The organism is Pseudomaricurvus sp. ABR4_320, from assembly GCF_056159445.1.
In genome coordinates this window covers 157060-174849 of sequence record NZ_JBSWVF010000001.1, presented here as the reverse complement: position 1 = coordinate 174849, position 17790 = coordinate 157060, and the positions used below count along the sequence as shown (strand labels likewise).

General features: G+C 51.2%; 13 protein-coding genes. 3 read left to right on the top strand and 10 right to left on the bottom strand.

Going from position 1 to position 17790, the window contains the following annotated elements:
• Positions 1–21 precede the first annotated feature (21 nt).
• From ACXAFR_RS00730 to ACXAFR_RS00695, 8 genes are all read right to left on the bottom strand, one after another.
• Positions 22–1611, bottom strand: coding sequence for a sigma 54-interacting transcriptional regulator (locus tag ACXAFR_RS00730; RefSeq protein WP_475170697.1), 1590 nt, complete (start codon positions 1609–1611; stop codon positions 22–24).
• Between the two features lie 835 nt (positions 1612–2446).
• Positions 2447–3136, bottom strand: a complete 690-nt coding sequence (locus ACXAFR_RS00725) for a Crp/Fnr family transcriptional regulator (protein WP_475170695.1) — start codon at positions 3134–3136, stop codon at positions 2447–2449.
• A 387-nt stretch (positions 3137–3523) separates the two neighbouring features.
• Positions 3524–5050, bottom strand: a complete 1527-nt coding sequence (locus ACXAFR_RS00720) for an aldehyde dehydrogenase family protein (protein ID WP_475170691.1) — start codon at positions 5048–5050, stop codon at positions 3524–3526.
• A gap of 110 nt (positions 5051–5160) precedes the next feature.
• A complete protein-coding gene (locus tag ACXAFR_RS00715) occupies positions 5161–6072 on the bottom strand; it encodes a polysaccharide deacetylase family protein (protein ID WP_475170688.1) in 912 nt (303 codons plus the stop codon).
• Positions 6073–6075: 3 nt separating this feature from the next.
• On the bottom strand, positions 6076–6822 hold the full coding sequence (locus ACXAFR_RS00710) for a maleate cis-trans isomerase family protein (protein WP_475170684.1): 747 nt from the start codon (positions 6820–6822) through the stop codon (positions 6076–6078).
• 15 nt (positions 6823–6837) lie between these two features.
• The gene (locus ACXAFR_RS00705) at positions 6838–8031 is read right to left on the bottom strand and encodes an FAD-dependent oxidoreductase (RefSeq protein ID WP_475170680.1); all 1194 of its coding nucleotides are present in this window, start codon (positions 8029–8031) and stop codon (positions 6838–6840) included.
• Between the two features lie 58 nt (positions 8032–8089).
• On the bottom strand, positions 8090–9616 hold the full coding sequence (locus ACXAFR_RS00700) for an aldehyde dehydrogenase family protein (protein ID WP_475170677.1): 1527 nt from the start codon (positions 9614–9616) through the stop codon (positions 8090–8092).
• 69 nt (positions 9617–9685) lie between these two features.
• Positions 9686–11830 carry a TonB-dependent receptor gene (locus tag ACXAFR_RS00695; RefSeq protein WP_475170675.1) on the bottom strand — a complete coding sequence of 715 codons (2145 nt, stop codon included), beginning with the start codon at positions 11828–11830 and terminating at the stop codon, positions 9686–9688.
• Between the two features lie 432 nt (positions 11831–12262).
• On the opposite strand from ACXAFR_RS00695, the gene ACXAFR_RS00690 reads away from it, so the two are divergent.
• Positions 12263–13018, top strand: coding sequence for an SDR family NAD(P)-dependent oxidoreductase (locus tag ACXAFR_RS00690; protein ID WP_475170672.1), 756 nt, complete (start codon positions 12263–12265; stop codon positions 13016–13018).
• Positions 13019–13079: 61 nt separating this feature from the next.
• Here the strand turns inward: ACXAFR_RS00690 and ACXAFR_RS00685 are convergent, their stop codons facing one another.
• Both ACXAFR_RS00685 and ACXAFR_RS00680 read right to left on the bottom strand, forming a co-directional pair.
• Positions 13080–15248 (bottom strand): methyl-accepting chemotaxis protein, encoded by a 2169-nt coding sequence (locus ACXAFR_RS00685; protein WP_475170670.1) that lies wholly within the window; start codon positions 15246–15248, stop codon positions 13080–13082.
• Positions 15249–15590: 342 nt separating this feature from the next.
• Positions 15591–16322 (bottom strand): SDR family NAD(P)-dependent oxidoreductase, encoded by a 732-nt coding sequence (locus ACXAFR_RS00680; RefSeq protein ID WP_475170668.1) that lies wholly within the window; start codon positions 16320–16322, stop codon positions 15591–15593.
• A gap of 181 nt (positions 16323–16503) precedes the next feature.
• Between ACXAFR_RS00680 and ACXAFR_RS00675 the strand changes: the two genes are divergently transcribed.
• Complete coding sequence (locus tag ACXAFR_RS00675; protein WP_475170666.1) at positions 16504–17013, top strand: VOC family protein; 510 nt, start codon at positions 16504–16506, stop codon at positions 17011–17013.
• Between the two features lie 32 nt (positions 17014–17045).
• Positions 17046–17732: a hypothetical protein gene (locus ACXAFR_RS00670; protein ID WP_475170664.1), complete on the top strand. Its 687-nt coding sequence runs from the start codon at positions 17046–17048 to the stop codon at positions 17730–17732.
• Positions 17733–17790: the final 58 nt, after the last annotated feature.

Sequence of the window (17790 nt, the reverse complement as noted above, 5' to 3'; positions counted from 1 at the left end):
CCGTTCATTACTTCAGTGCTGTTAATTTAACTTGCGGTCTTCGTCTATAGGGCTTGACTCAAGACTCAAAGAATCGGTTTGAAAATTCATTTTGCGTAATCGTCTCCAGAGGGTCGTCGTGCTAATACCGAGATCTTGTGCGACGGCGATACGATCACCACGGTGGCGTACCATCGCTTCTCGAATCGACTGTTCTTCTTGCTCTCTTAAGCGACTGGGAGCTCTTTTGGTATTGCCAGTCAGTTCCGGTAGTACTTGTTGCAAGCGATCTTTGTCTAAGTTGGCGCCAGTCATGGCATTCACTACCAGGCGCTCCATAAAATTCTGCAATTCACGAACGTTGCCGGGCCAGAGATAGGCAGTCAGAGAAGCGCTCAAGGTTCTAAGTAACTGGCGGGCATTTACTTTGACGTTGTATTGACTGGCGTAGTGGTTGATATAGTAAGCGGCGATGACATCGATATCTTCGATGCGCTCACGTAACGGAGGTAGCCGTAGGTTGAACACATTGAGTCGATAGTAGAGATCTTCCCGAAATTCTCCCCGATCTACAGCTTCATTCAAATGAACATTGGTAGCCGCAATAATCTTGAAATCGATAGGGACTTCCCGGTTGCTCCCGATAGGACGCAGGCGCCGCTCCTGGATAACCCGCAAGAGTTTCGCTTGTTGCAAAAGTGGCATTTCACCAATTTCATCGAGAAAAAGGACACCGCCGTCGGCTTGCTCCAATAGACCCACGCGTCCCCCTCGGCGAGCACTGGTGAAAGCGCCGGTGACATAACCAAACAACTCGCTCTCAAACAGTTCATTGGGAATACTGGCGCAGTTGACGGCCACCAGTTCGCCACTGGCATAGTCAGATAGGCGGTGTATTTCTCGGGCGATATGTTCTTTGCCAGTGCCACTTTCTCCCTGTAACAACACAGCAGCACTACCGCGAGCGTAGGTTCTAGCGAGAGTAATAACCCGCTCCATCTGTGGCGAGCGAATCACAAAGGGGGTCGACTGGTCTCGCTGCTGGCCCGTTTCCTGACGCTCGTTACCAATCCTTAGGGCTTCATCCAGCATAGTGCACGCAGATTCTTTGCTATAAATCAGCACACTGGGAATGCCTAATTTCTCGGCGACATCACAGACGTAGCTTGGACCGGTAATTACATCAAAATCTTTTCCTGGGGAAACCGAGAGTAACTGTTCTTTGATTTCATCGGTGGTGGAGTAGGTTTTGTGGGTCAGTTTGTTTTCTGTCAGTGGCGGTAGTGCTTCAAACAGGCGGGGAGATAAGGAGTTTTGTTCGCTAAAGGTAAATAGCAGTATCCGAGGACCAATACGTCTGGCTCTGGCAACAGCATCTAAAATGTCGATTTCTGTTACTGGTTGGGCAACTACGGGAATCGCTAAGGTTGCTTGTAAATAGGAGGCGGTCGCTCCGGCAGAAACGATAACATCCGCTTGATGTTGCGAGGCCAACGCCTGAAAATCTACAGCGGTAGACAGTAGTTGTTCGACTAACGTGAGATGGGCTTCTTCAACATATTCATAGAGTACCGAATTGACCAATTCACTGAATTTTCGGTAGCCAACGACAAGAATACGTACCCGAGCCATCCTAGTTTTTCTCGTATTCGATCGTAGCAATAGTTGCTAATTCGAAACTCTGTAGACTCCTAGATTTGTTGCGAATAGATAAGATATCTACTAAAGCTAAATTCGCTTTAAGAAAGTTTTTCAGAAGAGATATTTTTACTAATTGAAATTTCATTTTTCCATTTCCGTAGTCAGCCCAGTTGTCTAGCGGATTAAAAGCTAAGTCCTCAAGAAAAATTTCTAAAAAATATTTTTCAATTGGTGTGTAGTATTCATTGCAGATACTAGGCCAATCTATTGTAATGCGAATTGAAATAAAAAAAATATATAAAAAACAATTAGATATGGTATTTCATTGGTGCGCGATTGGAGTGTGCAGCGATTAGATGTTTGCTTCGATATTTCACATTGAATTTCAATATTCATTGTGAAATAAATGTAAACGTTTTTATTTTTGATCACTAATCATGTCCGTAAATAGCTTAATGCTTAACAACTGATTAAAGTTCTCCAAGGCGAAGAATAAAAAAATGCTGGATTTTTTGTAGATATAATGATTCGGATAAACAATTGGAAAAACATTAGTTCAGTGAGTTAACTGATAGTGGCTGAAAACGAAGGGTTTAATAATCATAGATCAGAGGGATGAGGGATAACGGAACCCTAAGGGTATTCGAACAAGTTGTTGACTGAAGTCTCAGTATATTGGCTTGCACCAGGCGTACAAAAATTGACTGCGGTGGATTGCTTGAGAGTGAGTAATGAAGGGTAGTGAAGTATGTCTATGGGCATACTTCATTTAAGATCAATGTACTTCTAAACCCGGGGTTATAGTCGTCATAATATTTGACGTAAATTAATCAATCGCTGCGAGGGATTTAACCCCTTCGAGATCCGTAATGGTAATGGCATTGGGCGATGGGGTTGTGATGTAACCCTCGCGCTTGAGCTTACTCATCGAGCGACTAATCGTCTCTACGGTTGTTCCGAGGAAATCTGCGATGTCCAGGCGAGTCATGGGCAGCTCCATAAACTCAGGTGTGGCACCCGGCATACGCTGGAGTAAATGCATCAGGAAAAAGCAAACGCGTTCGTGGGCCTTCTTTTGTCCTAACAGGTAAATCTGGTCAAAGGTCATCTGCAGCACCAGGGCCCGAATGCTCTTCAGGTTGGCTTTCAGTGTCGGCATTTGCTCTTCGGAGAGAGAGAACATTTTCTGCCGCTGAAATTCATACGCCGTCATATCTGTCAGGCTTTTGATGCCGTATTCAAAACGGTCAGAATTTGAAAGGCCGACGAAATCACCGGGAAAGACGAAAGCGAGTATTTGACGGCGGCCGTCGTTGGATATTTTTTCAACCGTTGCACAGCCAGAGGCAATGTTGAAGACGCGGTCAGAAGGGGAGTTCTGGAGGCATAAATACTGCTGCCGGGTAATGATCTTCAGTCTCGCGTAGCGTTCGAGCTCCTGAAGTTCGCGTTCACACATTCCCTTAAACAGGGGGCAGTCATTTTCAATACTCATGGCTGCGCAGGAATCGCTCATTTGCATCATAGGTTTCCATCACCCATTGTAAGTTATCAGTATCAACACTTAGTGGTTGTGGCTGTTTTGGAACTCTCCTGTGTTCCTTTCGCCGATCCTTGTTCTCATAAGGCAGGATATATGCCATAATGATATAATCAAAATACATATAAAAAGCTTAAACAATCAGGAATACAGGTTTTATTTTTAACGCAGTTTGTCCGTCAAGGGAAGTATTGATTTCACACCTCTGTGAAGACTCGATTGATTCGATGCATAGTCTTTATTAGTAGCCGTCTTGGCATTATTGTCGATGGCGGCAGAGTAGTTTCTGCCTCTGCCGTGTATCTAACTAACTGAAAATATTATCGTTTATAACGTTCGCTTATGACATACCTAAGTCCTGAATCACACCATTGCGCAGACGGTTTTCCAATCTAAATAGTTGTCCAGGGCCAGTTGTCCACTGTCTCGACCATATCCAGATTCTTTTAAACCACCAATGGGCAGCGAAGGATCGAACATGGAATGGGTATTAATCCAAACGGTACCGGATTCAATTTGCCGAGACAGGCGTTGTGCCGACGAAAAATCCTGAGACCAAATGCTCGCTGCTAGACCAAAATGACTTCCGTTGCACCATGATAGAGCTTCCTCCAGGTCATCATAGGGCTCTGCCACTAATACTGGACCGAAGACCTCTTCACAGTGAATCGGCATAGACGGGTTGGTGCCGGTAATAACGGTCGGTGTAATGTAAGTGCCGTGGCTACCCACACGTTCGCCACCGCAAAGAAATTCAGCGCCTGCTACTTTCGCACTGTTGAAGTAGGATTCAATCTTTTCCGCCTGCCCGCTGGAAACTACTGGACCCATGCCTGTTGCTTGATCCAAACCGTGTCCTAATTGCAGGGAGTTGCCGTAGGCGGCGATGCCTTCGACAACTTTGTCGAAGATGGAGCGGTGGATATAGGTCCGGGAACTGGCGATACACACCTGGCCAGCATTGAAGAAAATTCCGTTCGCGATACCGGGAATGGTGAGCTCCAAGTCGGCGTCGCCCAGTACCAGCGCGGGCGATTTGCCGCCGAGCTCGAGGGTAACGCGTTTCAGATTGCTCTTTGATGCATCGACAATCGCGCGGCCGGTGGCGGTTGAGCCGGTGAAAGCGACTTTGTTAACGCCCTTATGACTGGCGAGTACGGCGCCTGCCTGGCCACCGGCACCTGTGACAACGTTCATAACACCTGCGGGCACACCCGCTTCGTGCATCAGTTCCGCGAGGCGCAGTGCCGATAGGGAGGTCAGCTCCGCCGGTTTGTGGACAATGGTGCATCCCGCCGCCAGCGCTGGGGCCAGCTTCATTGCTGTCAGAATCAGTGGCGAATTCCAGGGGGTAATTGCCGCAACTACGCCGACGGGTTCACGCAGTGTCCAGGCGTGAATGTCGCGACCGGGCGGTTGATAGTTGATGGAAGGGGTAATGGTGCGGCCTTCCAGCGCCATCGCCTGACCGGCAAAGAAGCGGAATTGGTTGGCTGCTGATGGCACTTCTGCCCAGCGTGCCACATTCCAGGGCTTGCCTTGATCGAGCACTTCCAGTTCGCAGAGCTCGTCCATGTTGGCGTCGATCAGATCGGCAATCTTTAACAAGATGCCACTGCGCTCCAGCGGTGTCATTTTGCTCCAGGGACCGATGAACGCCTCCCGCGCTGCGGCGACGGCTGCGTCGATATCCGCGCTGCTGGCATTGCCGATATAGGCAATGACTTTGCCGGTTGCCGGATCAAGAGACGGCAGGGGATCGCCGCCCGTGGCCTCGCGAAATTCGCCGTTGATAAACAAGCCTTTGACGGGGGTATCCTGAAGCATTTGCCGCACGCTGGCCGTTTGTGGCTCTGGCGTGATCACGTCATTGGGAAGACGATTGCTCATACAGCACTCCTGTTGCGTTTACCCGATGCTGCCCGGTTGCAGGACGTCGGATGAAATAATGTTGGGCTTGACTGGCAAGCCCGCTGATTCGACGGTAAATGCCGCCGGTGTTACACCTGGCCGGCAAAATGAGAGGCGTGATTTTCACGATACCAACGCGCCAGCTCTTCCCGGGTTGGCCACCAGACATCCGGCAGTGACTTGGCGTGCTCGATAAATTCGCGCAGTGCGCGAATGCGGTAAGCGCGGCCACTGACGTGTGGGTGCAGACCCACGTTCATAATGCGCGCCTGGGTTTCGCCTTCTTTGTAGAGCACATCGAGCTCTTCTTTCAGAATGTCCCGATACTCATCGGTGGTGTGACCGCGGCGTGTGATGATGGTGAAATCGTTGATCTCGTTGGAGTAGGGTATGGACACGATGGGGCCGTTCTCTGTGCGGATCATAAACGGTTGATCGTCGTTCATGATGTCGCAGTAGAAAATAAATCCTTCTTTGGCCAGGATCGCAGGTGTATTTAACGTGCCGCGCAGTGAAGAGGACAGCCAGCCCAGAGGGCGCTTGCCGGTATGCTTTTGATACATATCGATGGTGCGGCCAATGATTTCCTGCTCCTGATCCTTGTCTTTCGCGTAATTGGTGAGAAGCTCGCCCTGCTCATAATTGTGAGCCAGCAGTTCCCAACCGCGATCGAGGCAGGCTTGAACCATCGGATTGCGACGCTCAAAAGTGACCGCATTGGTGGTACAACTGGCCGCTACGCCCATTTCGTCAAATAGATCGTAAAGGCGCCAGATACCTACGCGCTGGCCGTATTCCCGCCAGGTGTAGTTGGGGTAGTCGGGAATGTTGCCGGGCAGAGTGTCTGGCAATACGGCGGGGCCGCCAGCGTAGTAGGGTTTTTCGGTATCTTTAATGAGATCCCAGGTTTCCAGATTAAAGGTCAGAATCAACGCAACTTTTTTCCCGTCGGGAAATTTTAGCGGCTGGCGTTGGGAAATGGGCACATAGTCATACTGCATTGGTTAGAGCTCCTCCAGCAAGCGACCGAAGCCGCGAACTTTGTCGTTGATGTTGTTGGCGCGCAGAGCGTGCCAGTAGGTTGCCGTATTAATGGCAACAACGGGTTTGCCCAGTTCGAGTTCCAACTGCCCAGCTAAACGCGCCATCGACAAATTGGTTCCCACTTGCAATATCGCGTCGACGCTGTCGTCGTTCATCTTCTTGACGACATCACGAACCTGTCGGTTCGTAATTTCCGCAATGGCGGTCCAGCTCGGCGCACGAAAAGGATGGTCGGCGACGGTTTCAAAACCATAGTCGCTTAAAAAGTTGCGCACTTCGTCGTTGGCAACCGGATAGTAAGGGGAGAGAAACGCAACGCGCTTAATGCCGCCAATGGCTTTAAACGCTTCTACAACAGAAACGGAGCCGATCGAAGACTTTACTCCGGCCACTTCTTCAATGTTGTTCTGCCAAGTCTCTGCGCCTTTAGCGCCGCCGTAAAAGGTGATCGCGGACATACCCATAACCAGATACTGAGGCTCGCAGGTCATCACACCTCTGACGGCGTCGACAGTACCCTGGTCAATGAGTTGAGTACCGGCCAGAAACGTATCGTTGGAAATGGCTTGCGCATTATCGACAATAATGCGGCTGTAATGGTTGGTAACGCCGGCGGGACGCATGTCGTCCATTTCGGGTTGCACGGTGGTGTTTGTGGAAGGGCCAAGAACACCGAATTTTGCACGATAGCCAAGAATATCTGTCATCTTCTTCTCTCCTGATTACTGGATGGAACGTTCCTGTTCTAAACTGGTAAACATGGCCTGACGGCGCAGGAAGGCTTTGCGTTGTACCGGATCGTTTTTGATCGTACGCATTTCTTCCAGACGCATGGTGTGGTTTTCTTCCGGACTGTGTTCCAGCAGTTTTTTGTTTTGAATGGTCTGTGCCTGAATAAAACTGTGGGTGACGGGGCGACGCTGGCGATCGTAGAGTGCAAAGCGCTCGTCTTTGTGGCCTTCGGTAATGTTTTTGGCAATTTTGTCGCACAGGTTCCAAGCGTCGTGAATACCGCTGTTCATGCCGAAGCCACCGAGAGGGTTGTTCATGTGGCAGGCGTCGCCAACCAAGCACACGCGGCCGTGGTTAAATTGCTTGGCAACACGCTGGTGTACTCGGTAAATGGTTCTGTGTTCCGTTTTGATGTCGCTGGTGCCGATCAGATCCTGGAATACCTGGTTCTTTTTCTCTTCGGAAACCAAAAACGAATCCGGCTGATCTTCGCGTGCAGGCACCATAATTCGCCAGACGCTGGGCACACGCAACAGAACCATCCACTCTTTGGGATCGGAGACATAATTCACATAGCAGAGGTTGTCGATGTAGTCTTTCAGTTCAGTTTTGGTCGACAAAGTGAGGAATTTTTCAGGATAGGTGAAGCCTTCAAATTCAACGCCCAACCACTTGCGGATAATGGAATTTCCACCGTCGGCGGCAATTAAATACTGAGCTTTTACCTTTTCGATCGCGAAGGGGCCTTCCAGCGCAACTTCGACGCCGTCGTCAGTCTGTTCGAAATGCACAACGCGGTGGCTGAAACGAACCTCGGCTTTGGGATGGGCTTCGAGTCGCTCGGCGATCAAGCTTGCGAGAACATGCTGTTCACACTGTAAGCGAAAAGGAAAACGTTCTTCGCCTTCGAGTTCCGACAGATCGAATTCGATAACTTCACCGCTGCTGCGCTCGCGAAAGTGGTATTCCGGCGCTTTTAGCCCGCGTTCGATCAGGGTGTCGGCCATGTCCAGTTCATCCAGCATTTCCAGTGTCGGGGGATGAAAGGTCGACGCGCGCAAATCGATGGCGCAGTTTGGACCCGCCTCGCACAACATGACATCGAAACCCAGGCTGGCCAGGCGATAGGCTGCTACTGTTCCTACCGGTCCTGCACCGGCGACGATCACTTGTACTGAATTCATGTGTTCCTCTCTCTAACGTTCTTCTCTGAATCAGGAACGCGGGGTTCCTCGGTTTCCATCACAGCTGTGCTGTAACGGCCTTGGTTTCCAGGTAGGCGTCCAGTCCTTCCTGGCCAAACTCTCGTCCCCAACCCGATTGGCCATAGCCACCGAAGGGGATGTTGGTGCCGACAGCACCGTGACAATTAATCGACACATGCCCGGCGCGAATGCGACTGGCGAGCCTATGTGCGGAAGATAGATTTTGCGTCCAGACGCTGCCGGAGAGACCGTATGGCGTGTCGTTGGCGAGTCTGGCGATCTGAGTCAGGTCAGTGGTGGCGAAGCGTTGAATCGTCATCACTGGCCCGAAGATTTCTTCACGCACGATGGCCATGTTGGGCTGGCAGTTGGTGAAGATGGTCGGCTCGACGAAGTTGCCTGGGCCGTCGAGCGCTTTCCCGCCGCAGGCCAGAGTGGCACCGGCGTCAATACCTGCACGAATATAGCCGAGCACCTTGTCTTTCTGTTGTGAAGAAATCAAAGGGCCCAGTTGCGTCATGGGATCAATGCCGTGACCCAGTCGCATGGTTTGGGTAAAGGCGACGAGTTTTTCAACTAACTCATCGTGGATGTCGTCGTGAATAAAAATGCGCGTACCCGCCATGCAGTTCTGGCCCTGCAGGAAGAATGTCGCCAGAGCGACACCGGGCACGGCTTTTTCGAGATCCGCATCGGGGAGCACAACGACAGGAGACTTGCCTCCCAGCTCTAATGAGACTTTTTTCAAATTGCCACAGGCCGCTTGAATGACCTTTTTACCGGTCGCCGTGGATCCCGTGAAGGATACCTTGTCGACATCCGGGTGAGCCGCCAATCGTGCTCCAGCCTGAGCGCCATAGCCGTTGACGATATTAATAACCCCGGCGGGAAAGCCCGCATCCAACGCCAGTTGACCGAGGACGAAAGCGGATAGAGGCGTAAGTTCCGACGGTTTAACAACGATGGTACAACCGGCGGCCAATGCGGGAGCCATTTTCAATACGGCGGTAGAGGCGGGCACATTCCAGGGGACAATTAAGCCTGCAACACCGACGGCTTCTTTAACCGTGTAGGTCAATGCTTCGGTGAAGTCGGTGATGTGACGTGGGGGGCTGGTGGTGGTGCCTTCGATACGCTGAGCGGCGCCAGCGTAATAGTCGAACATTTCTGCGACATTTTGAATCGTTAAACGGGCAATGGCTGTTGGCATGCCGTTGTCGACCACTTCCAATTCTGTCAGCAGATCCGTGTTGTCTTCAATCAATCGTGCCAGTCGTGACAGCAGACGTGCACGTTCAAAATGGGTAAGGCCTGACCAAGGGCCTTCAAAGGCAGCTCGCGCAGCGGCGACAGCGAGGTCGATATCATCGGCGTCACCGATCGCGACCTGAGTGAGTTCACAGCCTGTGGCAGGATCACTGGTCGACAGTGTTTCTCCGGCGAGACCATTGACCCAAGAGCCGTTGATCAACAGTTTGTGTTGACTGTCGAGAAACTTGCGTGTCACGGGGGACAGTTTCAATTCAGCGGTCGTGGTTACAGTGGCGTTTGCGCCCTTGTCCATGGCAGGCTCCGGTCAGGGTGTGGGCGGCATTGCCGCACCACAGTTTCAGTTAAGGTAAATGTCCGCTTATCAAAATTCGTAAGCGGCGCTGAGACGCCAGGTCAACGGATCTGACATAAAGCGTGGCTGTACCACACTGAAGCCAAAGCCGGTGAACCAGTACTTCTCATCGGTCAGGTTCTTACCTGACAGGGTTACTTTCCAGCGGTCAACACTATAAGAGAGGTAGGCATCGACCAGTGAGATGGGTTTGACGTGTCCGATCTCGGCATTATCCGCCGTTGAGAAAAAGTCTGCACGGTGGTTCATATTGGCGCCGAAGCCAAGGGTGCCTGGACCAATTTCACGGGTATAATCAAAACCGACAGCAACCTGGTTTTCAAATACGTTGGTCATGGAGTTGCCAACCAGTGACGTTGCGCTGTTAGCAGTGCTGGTCCCTGTGTATTCGCTGTCCTGAACCACGCCGTTTGCCCAGACAAAAAGGTCGTCGGTCAGCATCATCGACAGTTCCGCTTCCAGACCTTTATGTTCGGCATCGTAGTTAACCGTTATGAAGGTTCCGGTATCCGTAACGGACTGTTGTTGCAGGTTGGTGTAGTCATTGAAGAACGCCGCCAGGTTCAAACGCAGGCGTTGATCCCACCAGTCGGATTTCATACCGATCTCATAGGCGCTGACTTCCTGCATATCGAAAGGTGTCGACAGGGCTTCAACGGTTTCTGCCAGGCCATTGTAACCGCCGGCTTTAAAGCCTTCGGTATAGCTGGCGTAGAGAAACATGTTGTCGGTGGCTTGATATTCAACGCCAATTTTCGGTGTAAATTTACTAAAGGTATCGGATTCATCGACGGCACCACCGGCGATTTCAGCATCGAGACTTTTCTTGTCCTCGGTATAGCGGGCGCCAAGAATTACGCTGATATCGTCGGTAACACTCAGGTTCGCCTGACCAAAAGCCGCGTAGCTGTCGGTAGTAATGCTAAACTCGGCGTAGGCGGGCGCGAGGAAAACCTCGGTATCAATTTTCTGGGTACCTGTTTCGCGGAAGTAGTAAACACCACCAACGTAACTTAGGAATCCTCCGAATGCATCTCCGGAAAGTTGAAATTCCTGAGAGAAGTTCTCCTGATCACTGACGGATTCGCGACCATAGAGTTCGATATAACCGTCACTGGGTAGGCCGAAATCAGCGTTGGCGACACCACCAGAAAAGCCGACAGCCCAATCGTTTTTCAATTTGTTGTAGGCCGTAATTGACTTAAAGGTAACGGCGTCATTCAGATCCGTGCTTAAGTGCAAGCTGGTGCCGTATTGCTTATCAGAAGTGTAGGATTGATAAGGCGACAGCACTTTGTCGATAGAGCCTGAGTAGAATGGGTAGTCCTTGTAGCTGCCGGTCATTTGATTTGGATCCAGTGATGAGGTGTACAAACCATCACTGTCGTAATCGGTGTAGTAGGTTTTCCAACGAGCTTCTATGGTATCGCCTTCATAGTACAGGTCTGTTTGAGCACCCTTGTACGTTTCTGCACCAACATCCTGGCCCGTCGTCAGGTTTTCCTGACGACCTCCGTCACGATCACGATACATGCCGGTTAAACCGCCGCGCAGCTTACCATCGTCGCTTAAAGCGCCGCTGACATTTATCTTGTCGTAGACTTCGTTCCAGCGACCAACACCCACTTCATTTTTCAGAGAGAATTCTTCACTGGGTAGGCGGCTGACAAATTTGAGTGCCCCGGCGGAGCTGTTACGGCCGTAGAGCGTACCCTGGGGGCCGCGCAACACTTCGATACGCTCGATATCCATCGACTCGATAAAGGATGATGCAGAACGCGGTTGATACACATCATCAATGTAGATACCGACTTCTGCTTCAGAGGTGATGTTTGCGCCATCGGTGACGCCGCCGCCGCGAATAAACGGTGTGATGCCTGCGCTACCGCCGGTTACACCTTTAATGTTGACGTTAGGGGTGACCTGACCGATATCTTTGGCGTTGTCGATTTGAAACCGTTCTACATCGGCGCTGCTCAGTGCCGACATGGTAATGGGGGTGTTCTGGATATTTTCTTCAGTGCGCTGTGCAGTAACGACGATATTTTCCAATACTGGGGTATTGGAACTTTCCTGCGCCTGAACTGCAGCGGCGAGTGGTAGCAGGGTGAACACCGAGCAATTTACCAAGCGCTTAAAGCCGGGGTTTGTCATAGTGGGTACTCCAAAATTTGGCAATTAGCCTTTCCTCAACACAGTTTTTCTCTCTGAGGTCGCTCCTTCGGTCTTTACGCCTCCCTGGTTTCTTGGCACGCAGCCTACGCTGCATTCCATAAAACATTAGGTGTAGAAGCTCCTTCCCGAACAAAACACCGACCGCGCGGGGGGGCACATTGGCATAATTTGCTCGGATTCCGGCAGTCTTTGAACCTTTTTTATCCTGCCTTGTGATGGGGCGCAGGATGAGGCTTCTTGCTGTGGAATGGCTAGCAGACTAGCCCCTCGCCAAAAGCCACACTATGACAAATGTCAATGGGGAATTGGTGGAGTTCGTCGGACAATAGCGCTCTAAGCGAGCTTGTCGGCAACCGCCATTCGCGATGAGATACATCGAAAATAGGGTTAATAATCCCGGAGGAAACCGCTATGGCTCTAACCGATCAAACCGTCCTTGTTACAGGTGCAGCAGGAGGCTTGGGGACTGCAATTTGCCAGGCGTTTATCGAGCAGGGCGCGCAGCTTGTGGTGACCGACTATGACATCGCCGCTGCTGAGCAGCTGTGTAAATCCCTGGGAGATCGTGCGCTTGCGGCAAGGTTGGATGTCAGTCGGGAAGACGAATGGCAAGCCGTAATGGATTTGGCCAAGGCTCATTTTGGGGGCGTCCAGGTCGTGGTAAACAACGCCGGGTTTTATCGGCCAAACGTCAACTTTGAAGATATGTCGTTGGATCTGTGGCGTCGGCATTTTCAGATCAATGCGGATGGCGTGTTTCTAGGCAGTCGGTTTGGTATCGCGGCGATGAAGGAGACAGGTGGGGCGATTGTAAATATCGGCTCTGGCATGTCCATTACCGCGAATCCCATGGGGAGTGCCTACTGCGCATCCAAGGCGGCCGTCTTGATGACGACCCGGACGGCTGCGGCCAGTGCCGGCAAGTACAACATTCGCGTGAACGCGGTGCTGCCTGGCGCTGTCCCAACGGACATGTTGCGGGGAAACCTGGTCGAAGGCCAGTCGGAAGAAGACATGTTATCGGGACTATCCGCCTATAGTCCGTTGGGTCGCTTAGCCATGCCAGAGGACATTGCGCGGGGTGTCGTATTTTTGGCGGATCCAGCGAATTCTGCGATTGCCGGTGTCTATCTGCCCATTGATGGTGGCAATATGCCAGGGGCTTAATCCGATACTGCTCAGGACAGAACCCCCACTGGAACCTGTGGACAGTGGGGGCTGGTCACGATTAACGTCTGCGAACTTTAAATTGCTGTAGCAGACGGGTTTGTTGATCCGCTTGCTCAGTGAGATCTTTCGCGGCAAAGGTCGATTGTTCAGAATGCGCGTTATTGCTCTGAATGACTTCATCAATCTGACCGATGGCGTCACTGACTTGTTCAACCGCAGAGGCTTGTTCGTTTGACGCGGATGCGATATCGCTCACCAATCTCGAGACTTCGGTTGTGCCTTTGACAATCGTCTCCAGCGCTTTCGCTGTTTCATCCGTGAGATCCATTCCTTTCTCTGTGCGTCTGCCGGATTGTTCAATCAGTCGAGCGGTGCGTTGCGCGGCTTCACCGCTGCGGGCAGCGAGCTGCCGAACTTCATCAGCGACGACCGCGAATCCTCGGCCTTGTTCGCCGGCACGGGCGGCTTCGATGGCAGCGTTTAGCGCCAGCAGGTTCGTTTGTTCTGCAATCTCTTCGATGGTTTTGATGATCGCAGTAATGTCTTCACCTGATTTCGCAATGTCTTGCATGGCTTCTTTCAAGTCCAGCATCAGGCTGTTGCCGTTTGCCGCAGAATTTTCAGAATCGTGGGAGAGGCCATTGGCGCGTTTGGCGTTGTCGGATGTTTGCCGTATTTGAGCAACCATCTCTGAAATGGTTGCACTTATTTCCGTGACAGCCGATGCTGAATTGGTTGCGCCGTGGGCCAATTCACCACTGATGTTACTGACATGACTTGCTTTGCCGGTAATCTCAAGTGCACTCGCCTGAACCTGCGAAACCAGATTGTTGAGGTTATCGACCATCCGCTTCAAGGCGAGGCCCAATTGGTCATCATTGGAGGCCAGCGTGACATCCAGGTCCAGATCGCCCTGGGAAATACGTTCGGCAATCCTAGCTTGCTCTTGAAGACTCTCTGCCATGCTGTCTAAGCTCGTCGAAAGGGTGCCTACCTCGTCATCAGATCGATGATTTAGACGCTGAGAGAAATCGCCACGCTGTATGGTCGAGGCGAGACTTGCGGCGTTCCGAATAGGCAGAGCAATCGAACGCGCAGAGAACCACATGAACATAACGGCAAGCAGGGACACTATGCCACCAATGACGGCTTGCATAACGGTACTTGAATCGCTTTGTTCCACCATGGTTTCGCGCAGCTCTTTGGCACCCGCTAACACCAAGTTTTCATCCACGCGCAGAATGACCGACCAAGGCTTGCCGGTTCGACCCAATTTAATTGGTGCTAGAACTTCAAACATCCCTCGATCATTGACGCGCGCCATCGGCTCGCCTTTTTGTACAACGGATAACGCCGCTTCCCAATCTTCCTTCAGAACTTTCTTGAAGTGCTCTCCGATCAGCTCTGGATCGCTACTGTTGGCTGCAATAAGGCCTTGGTCACTGATGATGGTGACCTCACTCTGGCCATCGTACAGTTGGTTAGAGACCTGCTCGGCGACTTTCTGAACAAAGTCCAAATCATAGTCAGCGCCGGCGACACCGAGAAATTGTCCATCGACAATAATGGGTACAGACATGGTTGCGAGCCAGACATTTTTACCTTGAACGATATAGGGGAGGGGGCCTAAAACACTCTCTTTACGGGTTTCTCTCGGACCAATATACCAACCACCTTTTAAAACCCCGTTGGGGTGCTTGTCCATGGTGTCGTACTCAACCAAAGGTTGAACATCAATACGTCCATCCTGGCTGCGTGTCCAATAGGGGGTGAAGCGGCCTGTAACCGGGTTGTTACCGTTTTTGTCGATACGAAAGGACAGGTCGTTGTCGTCGATTGCGTCTGGCTCCCAGCAGGAATAGGTGCCATTAAAATCGGGATTGTTCTTTAATACATTCAGCAGCACAGCATTGACTTGGGAGCGTCCCATGTCCAGCCCGCCACTGTCGGCGTAATCCATTTTGGAAACTGCGAAGGTATGTGCCATGGTGCGTGCGGCATCCAGTGCGACATCGAAATCGGCACGAATTTCGCCAGCGTAGTTGCCGCCTAGATTCTGCAATCTTTGCAGCGCATCTTGTCGCGCGGCATCACTGACTTTCTCAGAAACAAGTCCCTGGGTCGTCGCGTTTGAATAGATACCCGAGCCAATTAAAATGACTGACGTAGTGATTAAGCAAATTGCGCCACTAAGCGCAATTTTTTGCTGAACGGACTTGAGTCGCACCGGTCCTCCTATTTGCTCACATAAAGGCCAAAAATCAATGAACAGGCCAGCACGAATGGCGACCTTGAATCCCTTTAACGGGGACGCTGGCGCTGGCTTATGTGTTTAACTATAGTCCCGAAAGAGGAGGAGAGACTGGAACTTTAGTAGGGTTTTCGCCATCAACTAGATCCGAATAATAACCGCCGTACAGGGACCTGGAAGGAATATAAAAACCGCTACCGGTGGCAGCTGTTTCAACAGCTGCTGCTAAGAAATTGGAATGGCAGGAGGGAGACACTTATCGTTCTTTAACCTTGCTCCTTGGGCTACTCCGAAGAATCGAGAGGGCGTTAGTAAGGGTCAAATTAACCATTTTCCAGCCGTATATCCGCCGTCAACCGGTACGACGGCACCCGTCATATAAGAGGCGAGATCGGAAGCGAGAAAAGCAATGACTCTAGCGACTTCGATTGGCTGGCCGGCGCGTTTCATCGCGTGCGCAGCGAGATTTTGTTGACGTAGTTCTGAGAGTTCTTCATTAAACAATGGGCTGGTGAGTGGTGTTTCAATCAGGCCGGGGCATACGCAATTCACGCGGACACCAGAGTCACTGAGGTCTATAGCCAAGCAACGAGTCAGCTGGATTACGCCCGCTTTACTGACGCCATAGGCAACCGCAGCATCCCGTCCCATAAGACCGAAGGTTGATCCCACATTCACGATCGAGCCTTGACCACGTTCGCGCATTTTCGGCACTAGCCGCCGACAGAGATGTGTCGTCGCACGTAAGTTCAATGACAGAGTGCTGTCGAAATCCGCCATGGTGATGTCATCGAGACCTCCAGGAATACCTCCGCCAGCACAGTTTATTAGAATATCAAAGTGACTTTTCTGGCTGAGTAGCTCATCGATGGTGCTATCGAGGGTGTCTGCATGCAGTAAATCACAGCCGAGAATAGACTCTTCTGGCCGTGCTTCTTGATCGAGTCCAATGACCTCCGCACCCAGGTCTCGGAAAAGGTCTGCTGTCGCCTTGCCGATACCGCTGGCCGCGCCGGTGATGAGAGCGGTTTTATGAGTCAATGTAGACATAGAAGCCTCCGGCATATCAAAATCGATTAAAAATCACACTTATATGATTTGGAGCACAGATAGGTGATGTTTGTCCCATGCTAGCGCGGTTTGATCCGGATCAGGCTGACAAATGTCATGGCCTGTGCAGGCTTAAGTCATTAGCGTGGGTTGATTATCCTGGGATAGCAGCGAAAGCGTTATGGAAAATGATCATCAGAGTCTATCAGCCCTGGTGCGTGCGACCGTCTTCGTGCGCGATTTAGATAGGGCCGAACACTTTTATCGCGAGCTGGGCTTGTCAGACAGCTACTACGAAGGTGTTCTTGAACACGAATCGGCCAGTCAGGTTCTGGGCTTCGATCAACATCAGCCCTATGACATCAAAATTCTGAAAATTCCAGGGCCGAATTTTGGCATGTTGGGGCTGTTTCAGTTGGGTGACGAATCCCCCGCTGAGGCTATGCCTCCGGCGACGGGCGCCGCTCGTATAGGCGAAGTGGCTTTGGTCTTTTACGTCAATCAATTGGATGACGTCCTGCCAAAGCTTAAAGAGGCGGGCGCTCTTTGGTTGCCAGACCCCGTTAATTTCGAAATGGGCCCTTTCAGGCAGCGTGAAATTTGCCTGCGCGACTGTGACGGAACCCTGATCAACCTGGTCGAGCGGCATCCATCTACTCAGTGGTTGAAAGGCCCGGAGATGACGTTCTAAGTGCCCCGATGATTGTGGTTGAGACGAAAGATATGAAGAAAGCAGCACTAAATTCGCTGATTCGAGGGCGAATTGTCTACCGAGACGCAAACGGGCAAGAAAACGGCCGTGAATCGTTTGAAATCGCTAAACACTGCGGCGGCGCAACACTGCGTGCACTTTGCGAAATGGATGACATCCAGCTGCTACGAGACGTTAGTATGGCCCTGGATCTGCAATGGCAGCCCTTGGATGGTTTCTACCGAATTACCAAAAACGGCACAGTGCTGGCATCCAGTTGGTTTAATTTTGATTTTAATTCTGTCGAAGTGGAAGGGCAGGCTGAGACCGCAGGCCGTTTTTCCCAGAAATTCGCCTCCGCCGTTGACTATCTTGGGCTGCATCCCTTGCAAGGTGATGCGCTTATCACCACCCAGGCCGACATGACAAAAGTCGGTGAGTTTAAACCGGTAAAAGGCATCACCAATTCTGTTTCTGAAAACGGCGACCAAGGGCTTATCGCCACACCCGTAATGATTGATGTCGCCTGGTTGGGGAATGAAACCTTGTCCGTCGCTGCGGGTGAGTTCAAAGCGCGAAAGTTTGCACTGCGCTGGCATCCGGATTGGGCGCCTGCACACGTCTGGGTTCGGGACGAAGACTGCGTCTTTCTGAAAATGGTTTGGGATGAAGTGCCGAATTGGTATGAGTTGAGTGAATTGACGGAAAGTGTCTTCTAGCTATTGCCTTAGAAGCGATAAGGTAAAAATAAAAACAGTAAATATTTTTTATCAAAAT

Coding starts and splice junctions, on each gene's coding strand:
- ACXAFR_RS00690 (WP_475170672.1), top strand. CDS start 12,263: ATGGCTCTAACCGATCAAACCGTCCTTGTTACAGGTGCAGCAGGAGGC.
- ACXAFR_RS00730 (WP_475170697.1), bottom strand. CDS start 1,611: ATGGCTCGGGTACGTATTCTTGTCGTTGGCTACCGAAAATTCAGTGAA.
- ACXAFR_RS00710 (WP_475170684.1), bottom strand. CDS start 6,822: ATGACAGATATTCTTGGCTATCGTGCAAAATTCGGTGTTCTTGGCCCT.
- ACXAFR_RS00705 (WP_475170680.1), bottom strand. CDS start 8,031: ATGAATTCAGTACAAGTGATCGTCGCCGGTGCAGGACCGGTAGGAACA.
- ACXAFR_RS00670 (WP_475170664.1), top strand. CDS start 17,046: ATGAAGAAAGCAGCACTAAATTCGCTGATTCGAGGGCGAATTGTCTAC.
- ACXAFR_RS00700 (WP_475170677.1), bottom strand. CDS start 9,616: ATGGACAAGGGCGCAAACGCCACTGTAACCACGACCGCTGAATTGAAA.
- ACXAFR_RS00715 (WP_475170688.1), bottom strand. CDS start 6,072: ATGCAGTATGACTATGTGCCCATTTCCCAACGCCAGCCGCTAAAATTT.
- ACXAFR_RS00725 (WP_475170695.1), bottom strand. CDS start 3,136: ATGAGCGATTCCTGCGCAGCCATGAGTATTGAAAATGACTGCCCCCTG.
- ACXAFR_RS00675 (WP_475170666.1), top strand. CDS start 16,504: ATGGAAAATGATCATCAGAGTCTATCAGCCCTGGTGCGTGCGACCGTC.
- ACXAFR_RS00680 (WP_475170668.1), bottom strand. CDS start 16,322: ATGTCTACATTGACTCATAAAACCGCTCTCATCACCGGCGCGGCCAGC.
- ACXAFR_RS00695 (WP_475170675.1), bottom strand. CDS start 11,830: ATGACAAACCCCGGCTTTAAGCGCTTGGTAAATTGCTCGGTGTTCACC.
- ACXAFR_RS00720 (WP_475170691.1), bottom strand. CDS start 5,050: ATGAGCAATCGTCTTCCCAATGACGTGATCACGCCAGAGCCACAAACG.